The sequence below is a fragment of the Clostridium sp. UBA871 genome, assembly GCF_002295255.1.
Lineage (GTDB): Bacteria > Bacillota > Clostridia > Clostridiales > Clostridiaceae > Clostridium_J > Clostridium_J sulfidigenes.
Map to the genome: position 1 here is coordinate 260,513 of NZ_DBFV01000004.1, position 19,888 is coordinate 280,400.

Below are 19,888 nucleotides of genomic sequence, written 5' to 3' on the forward strand. Positions count from 1 at the left end.
TTTTAGATTAAAAACTATTCAACTAATATTTTTTCAGCATCAGATTTTCTAATAGAAAGTTCATATCCTCGAATAGTTATCTCAATAGGATCTCCTAAGGGAGCTATCTTCCTAAGATGAATAGAAGAGCCTTTAGTAACTCCCATATCCATAATCCTACGTTTTACAGCACCTTCACCTTGAATTTTAAGTACTGTAACAGTCTGTCCTGGCTTTACATCCTTTAATGTATTCATAATTACCTCCTAAAATAATTCCTATATAATAATCCTATTTGCCATAGATTTATCTATAGCAATACGGCTATCTTTAACATTAATAATTATATTTCCACCTAACTCTGAAATAAGAGTAATACTTTCGCCTACAATAAATCCTAGGCTTTTTAAAAATCTCACCGTTTCTTCTTTACCATTAATTTTCTTTATAAAAACTTTTTCTCCAGATTTGGCCATAGTAAGTGGCATATAAATCCCTCCTTTAAGTATGCACAAGCTAACTAATATTGAAAAACATAAGTTAGCTTTAACTAACCTATATTTTGAGTTTACTATAAATGATTTATGATGTCAACTGAAAATGAGAATAATTTTCATATATTGGGTTATTTTAAATAAGTAAAGAATAATTTTGGAAAGTTGAATGAAAATTTAACCTATGATAAAATAGGTTAAAAGAAACTATACAGGAGATTATTATGAAAATACATGAATCCGGAGAAAATTATTTAGAAACTATTTTATTGCTTCAGAGAAAAAAGGGCTCTGTACGTTCTATAGATATAGCAAATGAATTAGGTTATACAAAGGCTAGCATTAGCAGAGCCATGGGCATACTGAAAAAAGCTGAGTTTATAACCATGGAACAAGGAGGGGAGATAACTCTCACAGAAAAAGGCATGAAAAAGGCCAGTGAAATATATGAAAGACATACTCTCATCACTAAATATCTCATGGACACTTTAAAAGTATCTAAAGAAGTAGCTGATGGAGATGCCTGCCGCATAGAACACATTCTAAGTAATGAAGCCTTTGAAAAAATGAAGGAATTATATAAATAAAAAAATTGAGCATCCACTTATATTAAAGTGCATGCTCAATTTTTGTGAGAGATAAATTAATCTAGTAGGAAGTTTCATAGAGAGAGTCTTTTTAAAAGTCTCTATGGAATATTTCAGTTTTGTTTTCATCTTTGTAATCTTCTATGGTGAATATGCCAATGGCATCTAAGATTCCATTCATTACTGGGCTATCGTAGGCAACTTTATATTTAGAGTTATCTGCAAAGGTATCTACGGCTATTTTAGAATTATCTTTAGGGACAATAGCTTTTGGCCCACCAACGCATCCACCTACACATCCCATCCCTTCAATGAAGTTTCCTTTTATAATACCTTTTTGAAGATCTTGTAATATTTCCTTACATTCTTTTATTCCGTTACCTTGAATAGGAGTTACAAGTTTATATTTTTCAGGGAACATTCTTTCTATGCAATCTTCAATGGCAATTGAAACTCCACCGGTACGTGCATAAAGCCTTCCACCTCGTGAGGCATATTCCATGGAAGTAGTGCCTTCAAGGGTTTCTGGAACTACATTAAAGGCTTCAAAAATTTCTTGTAATTCTGCAAAAGTAAGAACAAAATCAATGTCACCAATCAAGTCAGGAGATTTAACTTCTGCCTTTTTTGCTACACATGGTCCTATAAATACTACCTTTACATCTGGGTTTAATTTTTTTAACACCCTACCAGCTGCAATCATTGGAGATACAGTAGGAGATGTATGTGGCAATAAATCCTTATATACTTTTTTTATCATGCCAACCCACATAGGACAGCAGCAAGATGTAATCATAAAATCTGATTTAGTTTTAACGTGAGCATCAAATTCAATGGTTTCTTTAAGGGTAAGCATATCTGCAAAGAATGCTACTTCCACCATATCAGTAAATCCAAGAGATTTAAAAGCAGTTCTAAGCTGTTCAATGGTACTATCCCCGAATTGACCCATTATAGCAGGGGCTACAGCAGCTACTACAGGAGTATTTTCCTTTAAAAGTTTAGCAAGAGGCATAAATTCAACAGTATCTAGAATGCTTCCAGTTGGACATCCTTCCACGCAGAACCCACAATCAGTACATTTATCATTATCTATATAAGTACACTTAGTTTTTTCATCATATAAAATGGCATCAAAAGGGCAGCTTTCTTGACATTTTGTCTTTCCATCACAATCTACCTTACACTCCATTTTACATAGTTTAATTTTATTAACAATTTTATGATCTGATTCATAATTATTTATGGCTTTTTTTAAATCTTCTATGTAATTATTATTAAAGGACAAATTCACTCCACAGAGAGAAGAAATTTCCGCAGCTAAGACTACTTTATCAACTGTGTTATCCTTTAATAATTCTTCAATAACATTCTCTAATTTATCATTATAGTAGGCATTGATAAGGGTTTTAAATAATTCACTATGTTGTTTTTTCATAACAGCACATCCAATCTTAAAATATTTTATTCTTCATATATTTTATAATAATCATCACCCCAATATTTTGCTATAAACTCATCTCTTCCAGATATACTTCTATCCTTTTTATATTCTGTAGGATGGGTTTTATAAAATTCTTGATGATATTCTTCTGCTTCATAGAAGTTTGATGCTGGAAGAATCCTAGTAACTACTTCTTTAGGGAATCTACCTGAATGGTTTAGAGCTTTTTTAGATTTTTCAGCAACTATTCTTTGATTCTCATCCATGTAGAAGATAGCAGCAATGTAGGAAGAACCTCTATCTTGAAATTGACCTTCATCATCCGTTGGATCTATCTGTCTCCAAAAGGCATCCAGGAGCTTTTCATAGGAGATGATAGTAGAATCATATATAATTTTAATAGCTTCATAATGACCTGTACCTTGAGATTTTACATCTTTATAGGTAGGACTTTTTAGTTCACCCCCAGTATACCCAGAAGTAACACTTATAATTCCATCTAATACATCAAAAGGGGATACCATGCACCAAAAGCAGCCACCAGCAAATATAGCAGTTTTGTAATTTTCACTATTAATATTCTGCATTTTCAATTGCCTCCTAAATTTTGTTTTTAATTATATATTACCATATTTTAAAGAAATATATAGTAATTATAGTCCATATAAAATATAAACAATATGACAATATATGAAAGTTAATCATTTATTAATTTAGATTTATATCCATATATGGTAAAATTGAATATGGATGCGTAGGGCTTATCTTATGTTTAGGAGGAAATATGGATTACAACAAATTTAACATAGAAGAAAAGTATGACAATTATAATAATATAACCAAGGTAGAAGCTGAAAAGATACTGTTAAAATTAGATAGTGTGATAGATCATGATAAAGGATATGATTATTACATATTAAAGGGAAAGATGCTCCTTAAGCTGGATAGAATGAAGGATGCTTTTCATGCCTTAGAAAAGGCTATGACCTTTAATAAAACTGATGAAGTATATGACCTTTTATCCTTTGCCTATTATGAGGAAGAAGATTATGAAAAAGCACTTTATTATATAAATTTATCCTTTGGAATAACAGTAGATGAATATATTTATAATCATAAAGGAAAAACTTTAGAAAGATTAGATAGGTTTGAAGAAGCTTTTGAAGCCTATTATGAAGGACTTAATTATGCTCTCTCTAGTTATAGTAGTTATGGAGATGTAGAGATATTTGGTGAAAACTTAGCTAGACTAGGTGGAATTTTAAAAAATCAATATTTAGATAACATAAAGAAATTTATAAATTTAAGAGATTATTATAATCTTTATGAAAACTATATGAAACTTCTTCAAGTTATTCTTAAGGAAGAAGAAAACGATCACTATCATAGTAGTTCTGAATATGTAAGTGTAAAATATCTAGAGTTAGTTGAAGAAGGAAAATATATTTTAATTGATAATGATTACTTTTTAGAGATGATTAATATTTATAAAATTCTATATCAAATAGAAAATAATTCAGAGTATGAGGATAGGGAGTATATTAATAAAATCTATATAGACAATAAGGTGAGGGACTTTATTGATGCTGTTATGGAAAGAACTTCACTTACTAAGGATGTAGATATAATTTTAAAGGTTTTAAATGAAGTTATAGGCATTAAAAATAGAGATTACTATGACTACTTGTATCATAAAGGTTTTATTTTTATGAAACTAAAAAGATATGATGAGGCATTAGAGGTATTAGATGGCATAACTAGAGATAAGAATTCACCTTATAATATAAAAGTTCAAAGCTATGAGTGTATAATTAAAAAAATGTATGAAGCTGAAGATATATATAAGGGAAATTATGATGAGTATAAAAAAAGTATGTCAGATCTACTTAGAGATGAAATTCATAGGATAAAGGAAGATGAATATTTAACTTTAGATGATAGATGTGACAGAATAATACACAACTGCAAGAGGGCTATTAATTTAGAACTAGATAATGACTTTTGGTATGATTATATAGAAGTGTTATCTTTAGAATTAGGTGAGGAATATGAAGTTATTGTAAAAAACCAATCAGTATATAAAGTGATACAAAATTATAATAAAGCCATAAATATATATGATAGGCTCATTGAGGTGAAAAGTGATGGTCCCCATGGGTACTATAGAAAAGGAAGGGCAATTGTATTAGTATTGCGACTTTTAAATAGTTCTAAAACCTCCTTAAAGGATTTAGTTGGAGTTCATAATTTAGACTGTTTTTCTTATTCAGAGGTTATATACAATCTTAATAAGGCTATTAGTTTGAAAAGTGACAATGGTAAATACTTTAACCTTTTAGCAAGAACCCATTTTGAGATTGGAGAATATGAGAAATCCATGGGATATATGGAACAAGCACTTACCCTAGCACCTAATGATTTATATATGAATTTAAATAAGGTGTGTATTTATATTAGAAGATATAAGTACACAGAAGCAGTGGATTATTTATTTAAGATGTCCTATAAAGATATGAACAGAGGTACCGTAAGAAAAACTTTTCTTTCAAGAAAGGAAATTCTTAGTTTCTTAATGGGTATATTTAATTTATATACAAGACAAGATAAAATTTACTATATAATAGCTTATTATTTTTATGCTATAGTTGATTTTCAATATGACAAAGCCTTAACCTTTATTAATAATGCTATAGAGGTGTCTGATGATGAAAGATACTACTTGCTTAAAGCTAAAATATATTTTAAAGATGGAAAGTTTAAAGAAGCATTAAAGTGTGCAGAAGAAGCTATAGTTATTGACGATCATTATGATGAAGCGTTTCTTATAAAAGAAAAATGTAATGAAAAATTAACTGATAATTAGTATGTAAATATTGTAAACACCTAGGATTAAAATAAAGCCTAGGTGTTTTTATTTATGAAGAAAATATTTTATAGTTATAAAAAATATAAAATAATGTATAAAAATGGATTTAATGGATAACATAGTTTATGTGCATAAATTGTTACATAAATTCTTAAATCAAAAAGGAAAGGAGGAATAGTGTGAATAAGAAAATTAATAGAGCTAAGAAAAAGGGATTTACCTTAATTGAGTTACTAGTAGTTTTAGGGATAATAGGTGTATTAGCCTTAGCAGTAGCACCAACAATGGTGTCTAAGGTTAGTGAAGCTAAAGAAAAAACAGATGTTTCAAATGCTAATGCCATAGCTATGGCAGTTAAAACCGAGATAATAGAGGGAGATATAAAAGCTTCAGGACCTATTGATGAAAGTGATATAACGGAAATAGGTAATAAATATTTTGATGGTAAATTTCCAACATCACAATCTTTAAAAACTAATTTTACTGTAGCTTTAACTAATAATGTAATTACTGTTACAGCTGGAAAAGGAACACAATTTTACCCTGAGTATATATTAGGAGCGGATGATAAAGATACAGAATAATAGATATATAACCTAGTAAATTAATCTTAAAATATATCTAGATAATACATAATTAATGATCTGAGCCTAATAAAACGATATATTTTACAAACTTCTATAATATATAAAATATAAGAGAGTGGAATTTAAACATTTTTCCTATTAACTATTCTTGAAAGTAGTTCATAGGAAGGTGAATGCAATTATCTTCTACTCTTTTTTTATTGGCATAAGTTACGAAATTAAATCTTTATATTAAAATTTACTTATCTAATATATGTTATAATAAAATATATATTCTATTATAACATATATTAAACTTAAGGAAAGCAAACAACCTATTTGTAATTGAACTTAAGCACAGAGGAGGAATAAAAATGAATGTTATTAAAGCAGAAGATTATGAAAGTATGAGTAGAAAAGCTGCCAATATAATTTCTGCTCAAGTTATACTTTACCCAAACTCTGTATTAGGACTTGCCACTGGTTCTACTCCATTAGGAGTATACAAGCAGTTAATTGATATATATAATGATAGAGAATTGGATTTTTCAAAGGTACATAGTGTAAATTTAGATGAATACTATGGTTTGGCACCAGACCATAATCAAAGTTACCATTCTTATATGAAGGAAAATTTCTTTAAACATATTAATATGCCGTCAAATAATATTAATATACCTAATGGACTCGCTTCTAATATTGATTTAGAGTGTAGTAGATATGATAAATTAATTTCAGATTTTGGAGGCATTGATCTTCAACTTTTAGGTATAGGTCATAATGGACATATAGGGTTTAATGAACCGGGAGAAGTCTTTGAAAAGAACACTTATAAGGTTAAGTTAAATAAAAGGACTATTGATGCTAATTCAAGATTCTTTAATAGTATTGAAGAAGTGCCTAAGTATGCTATTACTATGGGAATAAAGGCTATTATGCAGTCAAAAGGAATTCTTTTAGTAGTAAATGGAATTAGTAAGGCGGACATTTTGTATGAAGCTCTTTTAGGAGCAATTACACCAAAAGTTCCTGCTTCAATATTACAATTACATCCTAATTTAACTGTTATCGCAGATAAAGATGCTCTTTCTACCATTGAAAAAAAGGCGAAAATTTAATTTATAAAAGGAGTGATTTTTTATTTAAAATCACTCCTTTTAATATAGGCAAATTAAATTGTTAATACTATTTTGTTATGAAAGCATATTTTGGAAGACCGTTTTCGTATTGAATTTTTGGTTCTCCAATGATTAGAGGTAGTGTATACTCATAAGCTTCTTTAGTTACATTGTTACCTTCTTCATTGATCCATTCCTTAGGGAAATATTTTATTGAGTTTGCTACTTTTGAAGTGTGCACTGCAAAGGTTTCTGATTTATATGGAGCATTAGAAACTCTCTCAATACCTATCATATAACCGCTTTCACCTTCTGCAGAGTATTTTAATGCAGCAAATCCACAATTAAAGGCTTCATCAATATCAGTTTGAGAAGCAAAGTGCATTGCGCAACGTTGCATAGTTGAAAGTTCTATAGCTCTTACTTTTTTGCAAACTCCATTTTCAGTGATTACATTTTTGATATAACTACAAACACCACCTAATTGAGCGTGACCAAATTTATCTAGACCAGTACCACCCATTTCACCAAGGAAAGTACCATCTGCAGTTCTTATTCCTTCAGAAACTACTATAATTACAGAATTTTTTTCTTCTAATTTTTTAGCCACATCTTTTAAAAACTTAGCTTCATCAAAGGCAACTTCAGGAAGATAAATTAAATCTACCACTGGTTCTCCATTTAATGTAGCAATACAAGAACTAGCAGCTAGCCATCCTGTATCACGTCCCATTGCCTCCATAACAAATACATTTTTTGCAGTATAAACACTAGCATCTAGTTTGTTTTCTAGAGCTATAGTTGATATAAACTTAGCAGCACTTCCAAAACCAGGAGTATGATCCATTACTGGAAGGTCATTATCTATAGTTTTAGGAACTCCAAAGAATTTTACAGGAAGGTTATGCTCCTTTGCATAGTTACTTAGTTTATGAACTGTATCCATAGAATCATTTCCACCAATGTAAAAGAAAGTATCAATTTCATACTTTTTAAAAATCTCAAAAAGTTTTATGTATTCTTCTTTGTTATCTTCATAGGTTTTTAATTTGTATCTGCAAGATCCAAGTCCTGAAGATGGTGTATAAATTAATCTGTCAATAACTTCACTGTCAATCTGAGAAAGATTTATTATATTTTCATTTAAAATTCCCTCAATACCGTTAATTCCTGCATATACATTGTCAAAATAGTGTAGTTCTTCATTTGCTTTAAATACTCCCATAGCGCTGGCATTTATTACAGATGTAGGACCACCAGATTGAGCTACTATACAATTTTTCATATATTTAACACTCCTTTGTATTGTGTAGAGATACCTACACTTATTATTACATCTTTTTAATTATAATATAAATTATAATTACTAACAATTAGTATAATTAAATAGACATTGTATTAATAATATATAAGGTATGAGATAATAGTTTTTAAATAGTTAAATATATAGAATAGGTTATCTTTAATTAGGTTAATATAAGACTTTTTATTCGTATAAATGGTATAATATTCATATATTTAAAAAGCAAAGGAGAAAAGATTATGAAAATGTATCCCGTTGAATTAGATAATAAATATGGTTATATAGATGAAAATGGAAAAACTATAGTTCCTTTTATTTTTGATTTTGCCGATGAATTTGAGGATGAAATGGGCTTTATAGAGGTGGATGGATTATGTGGTTTTATCAATAGACAAGGAGATTACATAATAGCTCCTAAATATGATGATATAAATTATTTTAATGAAGGCATGGCTTTAGTTGAGTTAAACCATAGATATGGATATATAGACTTACAAGGCAATGAGGTAATAAAAGTAAAATATGAAGAAGGAAAAGGATTCACTGAAGGACTTGCAGCAGTGAAAATATTAGGAAAGTGGGGATATATCAATAGACATGGCAAAATGATTATATCACCTACCTTTGATGAAGCTAATGAGTTTGAAGAGAATGGCCTCGCTATAGTTAGAAAAGGTGAGAACTATGGATATATAAATGGGGAAGGTCAGTGTATTAGCGGATTTATATATGAATATGCTAACAATTTTAATGAGGGTTTAGCCAATGTGGGATTAGAAGGTAAAAATGTATATGTGGATGAAACCTTTAATATAAAGATTGAAGGAAATTTTGATTTTACTAGCGAATTTCTTAATGGACTTGCAGCTGTATCCCAAGATAATATATGGGGATATATTAATAATTCTGGTGACTTTGTTATTGAAAAAACATATAGCTGGGCAGATAATTTCAATACAGATTATGCAGCAGTTTCCATAGAAGATAAATATGGATTTATAGATAGAAGTGGGAACATAATAATACCTATAGAGTATGATAATGTTTTAGAGTACAGTGAAGGTTTATTTTCTGTTGAAATTAACGAGAAGTGGGGTTTTGTAGATTTAAAAGGTCATATAGTTATAGAACCTAAATTTCATGAAGTAGATAACTTTTATAATGGAATATGTAAGGTTATAATAGATGAAAAAGAAGGATATATAAATAAAGAAGGAGAATTTATAATATAGATAATAGGGATAGAATTTTAATATTTATGGTTATAAATAACTTGTAAATTCGTAATTTAATAGAAGATATAGTCTTAGAATTAAGGGGGATATAGTATGAGTATAATTGATTTGCATTGTGATACAATTTGTCATTTAATAGATAATAAGGATATGGAATTAAAGAGAAATCATCTAGCTATTGATTTAGAAAAGTTAACAAAAGGTAATTCCTTAGCACAATTTTTTGCCTTGTTTATTGATCTTAATGAGCATCCTAAGGCATTTAATAGAGCCATGGATATGCTTAATAAATTTTATGAAGAGTTAGAAAAAAATAATCATGAAATATCTGTAGCAAAAAATTATGAGGATTTTGAAGTGAATAAGGAGGAGGATAAAATATCAGCTTTCTTGACCATTGAAGAAGGTGAAGCTATAGAAGGCTCTCTTAAGAATTTAAGAAATTTTTATGACCTAGGAGTTAGACTTATGACATTAACCTGGAATTATGAAAATAGTATAGGTTATCCAAATTGCAGAGAAGAGTTTCGAAATAAAGGGTTAAAAATCTTTGGATTAGAAACCCTCGAAGAAATGAATAGGCTAGGCATGATTATTGACGTTTCACACCTATCCGATGGAGGGTTCTATGATGTGGCAAGATATAGTAAGAAACCTTTTGTAGCATCACATTCAAACAGTAGAGCTGTATGTAATCACAGCAGAAATTTAACTGATGATATGATTAGAACTCTCAGTGAAAAGGGGGGCATAACTGGCATCAACTTTGAAAAATCTTTCTTAATAGAAGGCGGAAGTAAAAGTGCTGTTACAGATATGGTTAAACATATAAATCATATCTGTAATGTTGGGGGTATAGATGTATTATCCCTTGGTAGTGATTTTGATGGAATAAACCCTAAAAATCTAGAAATTAGTAACATGGGAGAGATAGATAAACTCATAACTGCATTACAAAAAGAAGGATATCATGAAAGTCATATAGAAAAAATATTATATAGGAATGCTTTGAGAGTAATAAAAGAAGTTATGTAGTACAATATAATTTATAGAAACCTTTATATTAAATTATATGACTATGGCTAAGTACCTAGATAATAATTTATCCTTCAGAGGGAGGTAAAACTCCTTCTGAAGCAAATGTAGATAACATAAAAGGAGTGAGGTTATGGAATATGAAAAGTTACAGAACAATATTTCTAAGGGAGAAATATTGTTAAAAAAGGTAGATATAGACGGTAATATTTGTGGAGAGTTTGTTGAATTTACAATTAGCCATGTTTATGAAAATATTGGTGAAGATGATGTAAAAGGAATTTATACCTTCCCTATACCAGATACTGCTGTTATATCAGGTTTTGAAGCTAATATAGGTGGCAGTGTTATAAAAGGTAAAGTAGAAGATAAAAAAGAAATAGAGAAAATTTATGAAAATATTGGAGAAGATTCAGGAAGTAAACTTATATTAGAAGAACTAAATAACAACTATTTTAAAATGTCAATTGGAACAATCTTAAAAGGTGAAACTGTAGTTATAAAGATTTCTTATATTGAAGAGCTAGTATATGAACATTCTAAGCTTAAGTTAATTATTCCTAAGATTGTACTTCCGGAAAATCCATATAATGAAGAACAAAGTCAACAAGAAGACTATAAATTATCTTTAAATCTATTAGTAGAGACCTTTGAAAGTGCTAAATTTTCTTGTAATACCCATAAAATTCAGGTAGAAGAAGAAGAGGATGATGAGAGCAATTTATACAAAATAACCCTTCATGGTGAAGAGCAAATCCTGGATAGTGCTATGACAATTTATTTAGAAGAAAATTCCAGCGAAACAAGTGGAATTATATATGAGAATTATAGCGAAGACAATGGAATTGTTTATTTGAGGTTTCTACCTGAAATTGAAGAGGATGTAGAAGAGAAAAGTGGTAACTATATATTCCTTATAGACATATCAGAATCTATGGAAGGAGATAAGTTAAAGGAGGCTAAAACTGCTTTACACTTATGTCTTAGAAATTTATATAAAGGTGATACCTTTAACATAGTTGCTATGGGTGACACCCTAAAGCATTTTTCAGAGAGTAGAAGAGTTGAATTTAATGATGAAAATTTAAAGGAAGCATCTAAGTGGATAGATAAGTTAACTTGTGAAAATGATGCTAATATATTTGATGGAATAAAATATGCCTTTTTAAATGAAGATAAGGGAGAAGAAAATACTATAATTTTATTTACTGATGACGTAGTGGATGATGAGAAAGATATCCTTGATTATGTAGAAAAAACTTGCGTAGGAAGCAGAATTTTTCCTTTTGGAATAGATGCCTCTGTTAATACCTATTTCATCAATAAAATAGCAAGAATTACCTTTGGAAAAGCAGAATTTATTAATAGAAGTATTAGAATAGAAGATGTAATCTTAAATCAGTTCAATAGAATAAGAGGACTACAAATAACAGATATTGAAATTGATTGGGGTGGAATGAAGGTTGAGAAAACTTACCCTAGAACCATAGAATATATGTATGATGGAGAACCATTTTCAATATTTGCTAAGATGGATGGGAATCTAGAAGGTATTGTTACTCTTAATGGTATGGTTGGAGATAGAAGAATACAACGAAGAATAGTTCTAACTAAATTAGACTTAGAGGTTAATGCAAATTTAATTGAAAAGGTTTGGTATAAGAAAAGGATAGAATCTTTAGAGAATAGAATCGTCTATGAACGTGGAGAAGTTCATGAGGCTATGAAAAATAAGATTATAGAGTTATCTACTGACATTGGAATTATAAGTGATGAGACATCATTTATTTTAATAGAAGAAATTTATGAACCTGTACTGGGAGGAGTTATGAGAAAATTCTTACCAGTTAACATAGATTTCAATAAGGGTGATACAAATATAATCTCTCCAAAGTTTTATTATAGTCAAAGTCTAGATGAATTGCAGTTAGAAAATTTAATGGATGAGGGTATAGATAAATCAGAGTTCTTACGTGTGCTAGCAACACAGCAATTAGCAAGTGGTGCCTTTGGTAAATCTGTAGAAGATGATAAAATAGATAAGGTTATATATACTGCTAGAAGTATAGTAGCCTTTACTCACCACGGTGAAGGTATAGAAATGTATAAAAATCTATTAACTAAAGCTGTAGTATATCTTGTGGAAAATTATGAAGAATTTGTAGAGAATGAAGATGTGCTAATCTCCACATATGTTGCTCTTAAATCTTTTGCAGATAAGGTAATAGTTAAAGATAATAAAAAGACAAGGCTTTTAAATGCAATAAATTCCTTAGAAAGTCATATTGAAGAATTAAATATTGATATAAGTAAGATTAATGAGGAAATTTTAAGTAGTATAGAAGGCGCAAAAGAAAAAGATCAATTAAGCAGACTTATATATAAATCAATAAAATATTAAGTTAGTCTGTGTTAAAATGCTCTAAATATTAAATAAGCACTGAGCATGTAATATAATTAAAATGCATGCTCAGCGTTTTTATAGAAAAAATCTATTTAAGGAAGGTAGTACATACCTAATGATTGACGCTGAAGTTAACAAAAATGATAAAGTGAATATGAGAGATTTTATAAAGAAAGATTTTTGCAGAAGACATAAACTTAATGTGCTAAATTCTCTAGATATTTTGACATTAGAAAACATTTCTAACCTTATAGATATATACGATGGTTATGTATTAAAGGGGTATTTAGTAAATGCTATACCAAAGGGTATTAAAGTATCCTTATCCAATAGGATGACTTCAAGTGGTGGAAAGACTATCTTTTCAAAAAGAGGAAGAGAATGTACCTATGAGATTAGAATAAGTAATAGAGTCATAAAAGAATATATAGAAGATAATAGAAGTAAAGTTGTATGTGGAATAGAAGCTAAGGATGCACTAGAAGCTCTTATGCTTATTTTAGAGCATGAGCTTTGCCATGTCATAGAATTTAGTGAGTATGGAAACTCTAATTGTAAAGGTAATAGATTTAAGAATATAGCCTTTAATTTATTTGGACATACGAGTAGTTATCATGAAATATTAAAGAGTAAAGATGCCTTCAATAAAACCATAAATAACTCATTTGTTAAAGGACAAGTTGTTCAATTTAAATACAAAGGTATATTGTATGAAGGAATAATTAGCAATATTAATAAAAGAGCTACAGTGATGGTGAAGGATATAAAGGGTACATATAGAGATAACCATGGATTGAGTTATTCAAAGTGGTACATACCGCTAAAATTACTTATAAATAAGGAGTAGAAAGATATGATTAAAGCAATACTGTTTGACCTAGATGGTACAATAATAGATACCAATGAATTAATATTAACTTCCTTTAATTATGTATTAAATAATTATTTAGGATTAAATATAGGAAAGGAGGAAATTGTAGAATCCTTTGGCATACCACTTAAGGATGTATTGAGTGAATATGATAAGGAGAGAGCTGATGAATTAGTTGATGAATACATAAGATACTGTCTTAATTGCCATGATAAATACATAAAATCTTATGATCACGTGGAAGATGGACTACTAAAGCTAAAAGATAAGGGACTAAAATTAGCAATAGTTACATCTAAGAAAAGGGGAACGGCTTTAAGAGGACTTAATTGTTTTGACTTAGAGAAATATTTTGATGTAATAATTACTCCAGAAGATAGTAGGAAACATAAACCAGATGGTGAACCAGTGTTAAAAGCTTGTGAAGTCTTAAAAGTTAATCCTAATGAAACTATAATGGTAGGAGATAGCCATAATGATATATTATGCGGAAAGAATGCAGGAGCAAAAACTTGTCTAGTAAATTATACTGCACTAAATATAGAAAAGATTAAAGCACATAATCCTGATTATATAATAGATAAAATTGAAGACATTATAAAGTTTATTTAGTATTTTAGGTGTTTACCTCAAAAATTATCATAAGTATCATTGTCATAATTGAAAATAATAAAATAAAAAAGTGTAAAATTTAAATTTAATTTATTATGATAAATAAAGTTAATTAGAAGTAGAAAAACATACTATACATAAAATTACAAATATTTACACAAAAAAAAGATTCCCTATGATTAATATTAACATAGGGAATCTTTAAAGCTATCTATATATACGATTTCTTTTTTTTCTACGTTTTTTGTTTATTTTAGATATTATTAGTATTACTAAAGATGCTATTATTATTAATACTAATAGAGCTAATACATAATAAAGGATATTACTTTTTATTATATCCATATTGGATAGTCCAGAATATATATCATATTGTTTTTCATATCCCTTTATATTAACAGTAGCTTTACCAATAGATTTATCTTTACTTAAAGTCCAAATATTTATCTTACCTACTTCAGAATTAAATTCTGGTTCTAAGTCTGTTGGATATAATGAAATATCCTCATGAATAGTAACTGGAACTTTAATTGCTTTTTTAGGTCCTATAAGAGGTAAAATTTTATATTCCATAGTAACTTCTGAAATTTCAGTGTTCTTAGCTTTGAAGACTTTTTTTTCTGCATTGAAGCCATAATTGGCTAAGTTTGTAGTATCTTCAAAAACCTGAGTGTCTACTGGAAAATTATAATCTGAGCCTAATACCACCGTTGCTAAAGTATGTCCATTCCTTTGATATAAAGCTGCTAAGCATCTTCCAGACTTTTCTGTATAACCAGTTTTTCCGCCAATGTTTCCATCTACACCTATAAGTTTATTTCTATTTTCAACTATTGATGATGGTCCATTAGTAGATTTTACTTCTGATTCCTTTTTAGACATAGTTTCTCTAATCCACTCATTACCGTAAGCTGCATTTAATAATAGGGATAAATCATATGCTGTAGTATAGTGATCATCAGTGTTATCATCAAGGCCATTAGGTGTTACAAAATTAGTATTGGTCATACCTAAAGCTTTAGCTTTTTCATTCATCATTGTAATGAACTTTTCCTTTGTTCCACCAATATTTTCAGCAACCATATAAGCAATATCATTACCTGAATAAAGAAGTAGTATGTCCATAGCATCTTTACCGGTAAATGTATCTCCAGGAGTTACTGGATGAACATTAAGTCCATAAGAATAAGGCTCTTCTTTTAAGGCTGCAGCTGGATAAGTAAGTAAATCAGTTTTACTTTTATTTTCAGCTAATAGTAAAGCAGTCATCAGCTTAGTAATACTGGCTGGTTGTTTCTTTTCATCGATATTTTTAGAATAGATTATTTCCTTTGTTTCTAAGTCCATAACAATAGCAGAAGTACCAACGATTTCAGGTTGAGTTTCTGCAATGGCTATAGTTGAGAAAGAAAAGGTAAATACTAAAGTAAAAAATACCCATAATGATAAAATTCTCTTTTTCACAAGTCATCTCTCCAATTTTATATTTTAGAATTAAATAAGTCCTATCTAGTATAACATTTACTGTAATTTTCAACAAGGACAAAGAAAAAATATGTTATTAATAATATGTTATATTTTTATTATCTAATATTGTGGTATGCTATATATAAGATATTTAGAAGGAGCAGTGAACTGATGACAAATATAAATATTGATAGAATAAATGATATTTTTAAAGATAGGGAGTCCACATCTATAAAACCTATGAAAAAAGCAGCAGTGATGATTCTTTTACAGGTTATAGATGATGAGGTTTATATAATTTTTCAAGTTAGAGCTAAAAAATTAAATAGTCAGCCTGGAGATGTTTGTCTACCTGGTGGAAAGGTTGAAGAAGGAGAGTCTTTTAGAGATGCTGCAATAAGAGAAACCATGGAAGAGATGAATATTAAAAAAGAAGATTTTGAAGTTATTGGTGAAATGGATTATTTCTTATCACCATACCTCATGATAATGCGTCCCTATATCGCTAAACTTAATACAAATAATATTAAGTTTAATACAAGTGAAGTTGATCATATATTTAAGGTACCAATAAAATTTTTTATTGATACAGAACCATTACTATATAAAATGGATATTGGCCCAATAAATCAAGATGGATTTCCCTTTCATTTAATAAACGGAGGTAAGGATTATAAATTTTCAAAGGGGGTATTAGATGAATACTTTTATCAGTGGAATAATTATGTAATTTGGGGTTTTACAGCTCATATTATAAAATCTTTCATTGATATCATAAAATAGTAATTACATCCATATAAATAAGTAAAGAAAATATTTAACTGCCTTAGGAGGTGTAATATGTATGGTAAATAGAACTTCTGTAAGCATATTAATACAAGATATGATGAATAAACTTGAGGAAATTGGTATTCACAGTATTCTTGTCAGATCTAAGGAAGAAGCTAAAAATTTTATTATGTATCATATAGATATTGGAACTCAAGTAAGAATAGATGATTGTTTAGAGTTAAATGATTTAAACTTAGAAAGAGCTGTCATAGAAAAAGGTGGTACCATACTAAATAATGAAGTAGGAAATTTAGATTTCAAAGAGGGTAAAAAAAGACCCTCAACTATTTCCGAACTAGATTTATATGGTTGTAGCCACTTGTTGGACGAGTTTACTGAATTTTCTCATTATATCACTGACAATGAAGATTTGTTAAGTTGTATTTATGGAATAAAAAAAATAGCAGTCATTAATATAGGCTTAAATAATAAGATTCCTAATGAGCTACTTCCTATATATGAAAAAATAATGAATATTGATAGTGAAAAGATTATTAACCTTAAAAATCATATAGCAAAAAAAGAAGATAGTAATTTGAATATCCATAATACTCAAAGAAATGTAGGACATAAAAATATAAATATTGACATAAGTGTAGTTTTCATAGGATAAATTTATATATATATTTTAGTAGTTGTAGTATAACTCCAATATTTTTTAAAATACTAAAATTATATTTAAAAAATATTGGAAAATTCTTAAATATAGAAAACCCCTCAATAAATCCACTAAAAATACTTTATTTTGTGAAAATTCTCATTTATAATTTAGGGTATTAAATGTGTATTTATTGGGGGTGGTATGCTTGGTTAAGTGTGATTTTTTATCAACTTATGATGAGTATGTAGAGTGTTCAAAGGACTGTGCCCTTTATAATTGGGCTGAAAATAATAATAAGTGCCCCTTTAAAGAGCTTAGTAGCAAGGGGAGCAAAATAAAAAATCTCTATGATTATGATTTGTACAAGGAGGATAAGTCGTTGCCTATATCTCTTTTATACAAAGACAGCTACTTATAATTAAATTGTTTTTAATATAGATTTTTTATAACATAATATCTATATTAAGCTCCAACCAAATTAAACTAATCCAAGTGTGTTATTTAGTATATTTCAGTAAACATATAAATCTCCTAGCCTAGGCTAGGAGATTTTTTATTAACTATTTTGATTTCATGCTACATCCTGAACATGATGTGCAATCCTTTGACTTTGATCCACATCCACCACATCCACCGCATCCCTTAGATTTATTAGTAAACGAAGGTGTTGCCTTTAGGTAGAGAGAATCTTTCTTTAGTACAATAATTATTTCATTAAAATTACTAGATAAATCTTCACTATAAGCAATATTTAACCCCTGTATATCTTCAATAACATTGTAGTTAATGGTATTATCTAAAATTATATCAACCTTAGAATTTTTACAACATCCACCATTTTCAGGTTCCTTTAATGCTATACAATCATATTCATCATGAAATTCCAGTAGTTTAATAATAAAATCAAAGGCATCATTAGAAATTTTTATTTTAAGTTTCTTATTCAATAGATATCATACCCTTCATAGATAGTATATTAATATTATTCTTCATATATTGAAGAGTATTCGTGTAATAATGATTCTTTTAAATTCCATAAGTTTTTAGATAAGTCTACATAGTATTGATGAGGATTTTGTAATCTTCTTATCTCTGACCATAGACTAGCTTTTTCCTTACCACAAAATTCTCTTATCTCCATTACAGAAGGACTTTCATAAGTACATTTACCCTTATCAAATATTTGTACCATGAGATTTTTTATATTATAATTTTTAATTCTTTTTTTCTTCCAAGTGTAGTTAGGGTCAAACAACTGCAAAGGCTTATTATTATCGAAATTCTCATCATTTAAAGCAATTAAATCTGCAATAGCTTTATTGGTTTTCTTATCATAAACTCTATAAAGAGATTTAAACCCTGGATTTGTGATTTTTTCTACATTTTCACTTATCTTAATTTTAGGGATAATTGTTCCATTTTTTTCTATAGCAACAAGCTTATAAACACCACCAAATACAGGCTCACTTCTTGCAGTGATCAATCTTTCACCAACACCAAAACTATCTATTTTAGCACCATTTTCTAGAACAGCTTTAATTATAAATTCATCTAAAGAGTTAGAAATTGTGATTTTTACATCCTCATAGCCAGCTTCATCTAGCATTTTTCTAGTTTCTATAGAAAGATATGCAATATCGCCACTATCAATTCTTACAGCCTTAGGTCTTTTACCCATAGGTTTTAAGATTTCATCAAAAACCTTTATAGCATTTGGAATACCTGATTTTAGAACATTATATGTATCTACTAAAAGTACAGTATTATCTGGATAAGTTTTAGCCCATGCTGCAAAAGCTTCATATTCACTATCAAAAAGCTGAATCCAAGAGTGTGCCATAGTTCCAGTTACAGGCACATTGAATAATTCATCTGCCATAGTACAAGCAGTAGCATTACATCCACCAATAATTGCAGCTCTAGCTCCATACAAGGCACCATCATAGCCTTGAGCTCGTCTAGAACCAAACTCCATTACAGGTCTACCACTAGCAGCTTCACAAATTCTTGCAGCTTTAGTAGCAATTAGAGTTTGATGATTTATTGTTAGTAGTATCATAGTTTCTATAAACTGAGCTTCCATAACTGGACCCCTTACAGTTACAAGTGGTTCATTAGGGAATACTGGGGTACCTTCTGGAATAGCCCATACATCACAACTAAACTTAAAGTTAGCTAAATAATTTAAAAATTCTTTACTAAATAAATCTTTACTTCTTAGATATTCTATATCTTCATCAGTAAATTTAAGATTAGTTAAATATTCAATCAATTGTTGAACTCCTGCCATTATGCAGTAGCCACCACCATCAGGAATTTTCCTAAAAAACATGTCAAAATAAGCTATGGTATCATCTGCTTCAGTATTTAAATAACCATTAGCCATTGTAAGCTCATAAAAATCTACTAACATGGTAAGATTTCTTTGGCTTCTTAGGTCAAGTCTAGTAATTGTATCCATTTTTAGTTCTCCTC

The 19,888-nt window shown here is 29.1% G+C and carries 20 protein-coding genes; 12 read left to right on the forward strand and 8 right to left on the reverse strand.

All coding sequences use genetic code 11. The annotated features are described in order from the left end of the window. Positions 1 to 14 precede the first annotated feature (14 nt). On the reverse strand, positions 15 to 236 hold the full coding sequence (locus B3086_RS07220) for a FeoA family protein (protein ID WP_035131429.1): 222 nt from the start codon (positions 234 to 236) through the stop codon (positions 15 to 17). 21 nt (positions 237 to 257) lie between these two features. Continuing rightward, the gene (locus B3086_RS07225) at positions 258 to 467 is read right to left on the reverse strand and encodes a FeoA family protein (RefSeq protein ID WP_035131427.1); all 210 of its coding nucleotides are present in this window, start codon (positions 465 to 467) and stop codon (positions 258 to 260) included. 230 nt (positions 468 to 697) lie between these two features. Between B3086_RS07225 and B3086_RS07230 the strand changes: the two genes are divergently transcribed. Then, positions 698 to 1,060: a metal-dependent transcriptional regulator gene (locus B3086_RS07230; protein WP_035131426.1), complete on the forward strand. Its 363-nt coding sequence runs from the start codon at positions 698 to 700 to the stop codon at positions 1,058 to 1,060. Between the two features lie 91 nt (positions 1,061 to 1,151). On the opposite strand, the gene B3086_RS07235 is transcribed toward B3086_RS07230, so the two are convergent. Both B3086_RS07235 and msrA read right to left on the reverse strand, forming a co-directional pair. Further along, complete coding sequence (locus tag B3086_RS07235; protein ID WP_346893117.1) at positions 1,152 to 2,498, reverse strand: [Fe-Fe] hydrogenase large subunit C-terminal domain-containing protein; 1,347 nt, start codon at positions 2,496 to 2,498, stop codon at positions 1,152 to 1,154. Between the two features lie 26 nt (positions 2,499 to 2,524). Further along, positions 2,525 to 3,091, reverse strand: a complete 567-nt coding sequence (gene msrA, locus B3086_RS07240; RefSeq protein ID WP_346893119.1) for a peptide-methionine (S)-S-oxide reductase MsrA — start codon at positions 3,089 to 3,091, stop codon at positions 2,525 to 2,527. A gap of 197 nt (positions 3,092 to 3,288) precedes the next feature. On the opposite strand from msrA, the gene B3086_RS07245 reads away from it, so the two are divergent. The 3 genes from B3086_RS07245 to nagB all read left to right on the forward strand — a co-directional run bounded on the left by B3086_RS07245 (position 3,289) and on the right by nagB (position 7,054). Next, positions 3,289 to 5,367: a hypothetical protein gene (locus B3086_RS07245; RefSeq protein ID WP_346893121.1), complete on the forward strand. Its 2,079-nt coding sequence runs from the start codon at positions 3,289 to 3,291 to the stop codon at positions 5,365 to 5,367. Between the two features lie 182 nt (positions 5,368 to 5,549). After that, positions 5,550 to 5,954, forward strand: coding sequence for a type II secretion system protein (locus B3086_RS07250; protein WP_346848203.1), 405 nt, complete (start codon positions 5,550 to 5,552; stop codon positions 5,952 to 5,954). 356 nt (positions 5,955 to 6,310) lie between these two features. After that, complete coding sequence (gene nagB / locus B3086_RS07255) at positions 6,311 to 7,054, forward strand: glucosamine-6-phosphate deaminase (RefSeq protein ID WP_346848202.1); 744 nt, start codon at positions 6,311 to 6,313, stop codon at positions 7,052 to 7,054. A gap of 67 nt (positions 7,055 to 7,121) precedes the next feature. Here nagB and B3086_RS07260 read toward each other — a convergent pair whose 3' ends face one another. Beyond that, a complete protein-coding gene (locus B3086_RS07260; protein ID WP_346893123.1) occupies positions 7,122 to 8,339 on the reverse strand; it encodes a 6-phosphofructokinase in 1,218 nt (405 codons plus the stop codon). A 257-nt stretch (positions 8,340 to 8,596) separates the two neighbouring features. On the opposite strand from B3086_RS07260, the gene B3086_RS07265 reads away from it, so the two are divergent. From B3086_RS07265 to ppaX, 5 genes are all read left to right on the forward strand, one after another. Beyond that, positions 8,597 to 9,589: a WG repeat-containing protein gene (locus B3086_RS07265; RefSeq protein ID WP_346848200.1), complete on the forward strand. Its 993-nt coding sequence runs from the start codon at positions 8,597 to 8,599 to the stop codon at positions 9,587 to 9,589. A gap of 96 nt (positions 9,590 to 9,685) precedes the next feature. Continuing rightward, positions 9,686 to 10,627, forward strand: coding sequence for a dipeptidase (locus B3086_RS07270; protein WP_346848199.1), 942 nt, complete (start codon positions 9,686 to 9,688; stop codon positions 10,625 to 10,627). 133 nt (positions 10,628 to 10,760) lie between these two features. Next, the gene (locus tag B3086_RS07275; RefSeq protein WP_346848198.1) at positions 10,761 to 13,028 is read left to right on the forward strand and encodes a VIT and VWA domain-containing protein; all 2,268 of its coding nucleotides are present in this window, start codon (positions 10,761 to 10,763) and stop codon (positions 13,026 to 13,028) included. A 118-nt stretch (positions 13,029 to 13,146) separates the two neighbouring features. Next, entirely contained in the window at positions 13,147 to 13,878 is a 732-nt protein-coding gene (locus tag B3086_RS07280; RefSeq protein ID WP_346848197.1) for a hypothetical protein, read from the forward strand. Positions 13,879 to 13,884: 6 nt separating this feature from the next. Then, positions 13,885 to 14,514: a pyrophosphatase PpaX gene (gene ppaX, locus B3086_RS07285; protein WP_346891616.1), complete on the forward strand. Its 630-nt coding sequence runs from the start codon at positions 13,885 to 13,887 to the stop codon at positions 14,512 to 14,514. Between the two features lie 207 nt (positions 14,515 to 14,721). Here ppaX and B3086_RS07290 read toward each other — a convergent pair whose 3' ends face one another. Next, positions 14,722 to 15,978 carry a D-alanyl-D-alanine carboxypeptidase family protein gene (locus B3086_RS07290; protein ID WP_346893125.1) on the reverse strand — a complete coding sequence of 419 codons (1,257 nt, stop codon included), beginning with the start codon at positions 15,976 to 15,978 and terminating at the stop codon, positions 14,722 to 14,724. Positions 15,979 to 16,152: 174 nt separating this feature from the next. Here B3086_RS07290 and B3086_RS07295 point away from each other — a divergent pair, with 174 nt between their 5' ends. From B3086_RS07295 to B3086_RS07305, 3 genes are all read left to right on the forward strand, one after another. Further along, the gene (locus B3086_RS07295) at positions 16,153 to 16,764 is read left to right on the forward strand and encodes a CoA pyrophosphatase (protein ID WP_346848194.1); all 612 of its coding nucleotides are present in this window, start codon (positions 16,153 to 16,155) and stop codon (positions 16,762 to 16,764) included. Between the two features lie 61 nt (positions 16,765 to 16,825). Next, positions 16,826 to 17,425 (forward strand): hypothetical protein, encoded by a 600-nt coding sequence (locus tag B3086_RS07300; RefSeq protein ID WP_346848193.1) that lies wholly within the window; start codon positions 16,826 to 16,828, stop codon positions 17,423 to 17,425. 184 nt (positions 17,426 to 17,609) lie between these two features. Further along, complete coding sequence (locus B3086_RS07305; protein WP_346867269.1) at positions 17,610 to 17,831, forward strand: hypothetical protein; 222 nt, start codon at positions 17,610 to 17,612, stop codon at positions 17,829 to 17,831. 142 nt (positions 17,832 to 17,973) lie between these two features. Here the strand turns inward: B3086_RS07305 and B3086_RS07310 are convergent, their stop codons facing one another. Together B3086_RS07310 and B3086_RS07315 are read right to left on the reverse strand one after the other, a co-directional pair. Next, positions 17,974 to 18,360, reverse strand: a complete 387-nt coding sequence (locus B3086_RS07310; protein WP_346848192.1) for a hypothetical protein — start codon at positions 18,358 to 18,360, stop codon at positions 17,974 to 17,976. 35 nt (positions 18,361 to 18,395) lie between these two features. Beyond that, a complete protein-coding gene (locus B3086_RS07315) occupies positions 18,396 to 19,874 on the reverse strand; it encodes a nicotinate phosphoribosyltransferase (RefSeq protein ID WP_346848191.1) in 1,479 nt (492 codons plus the stop codon). Positions 19,875 to 19,888: the final 14 nt, after the last annotated feature.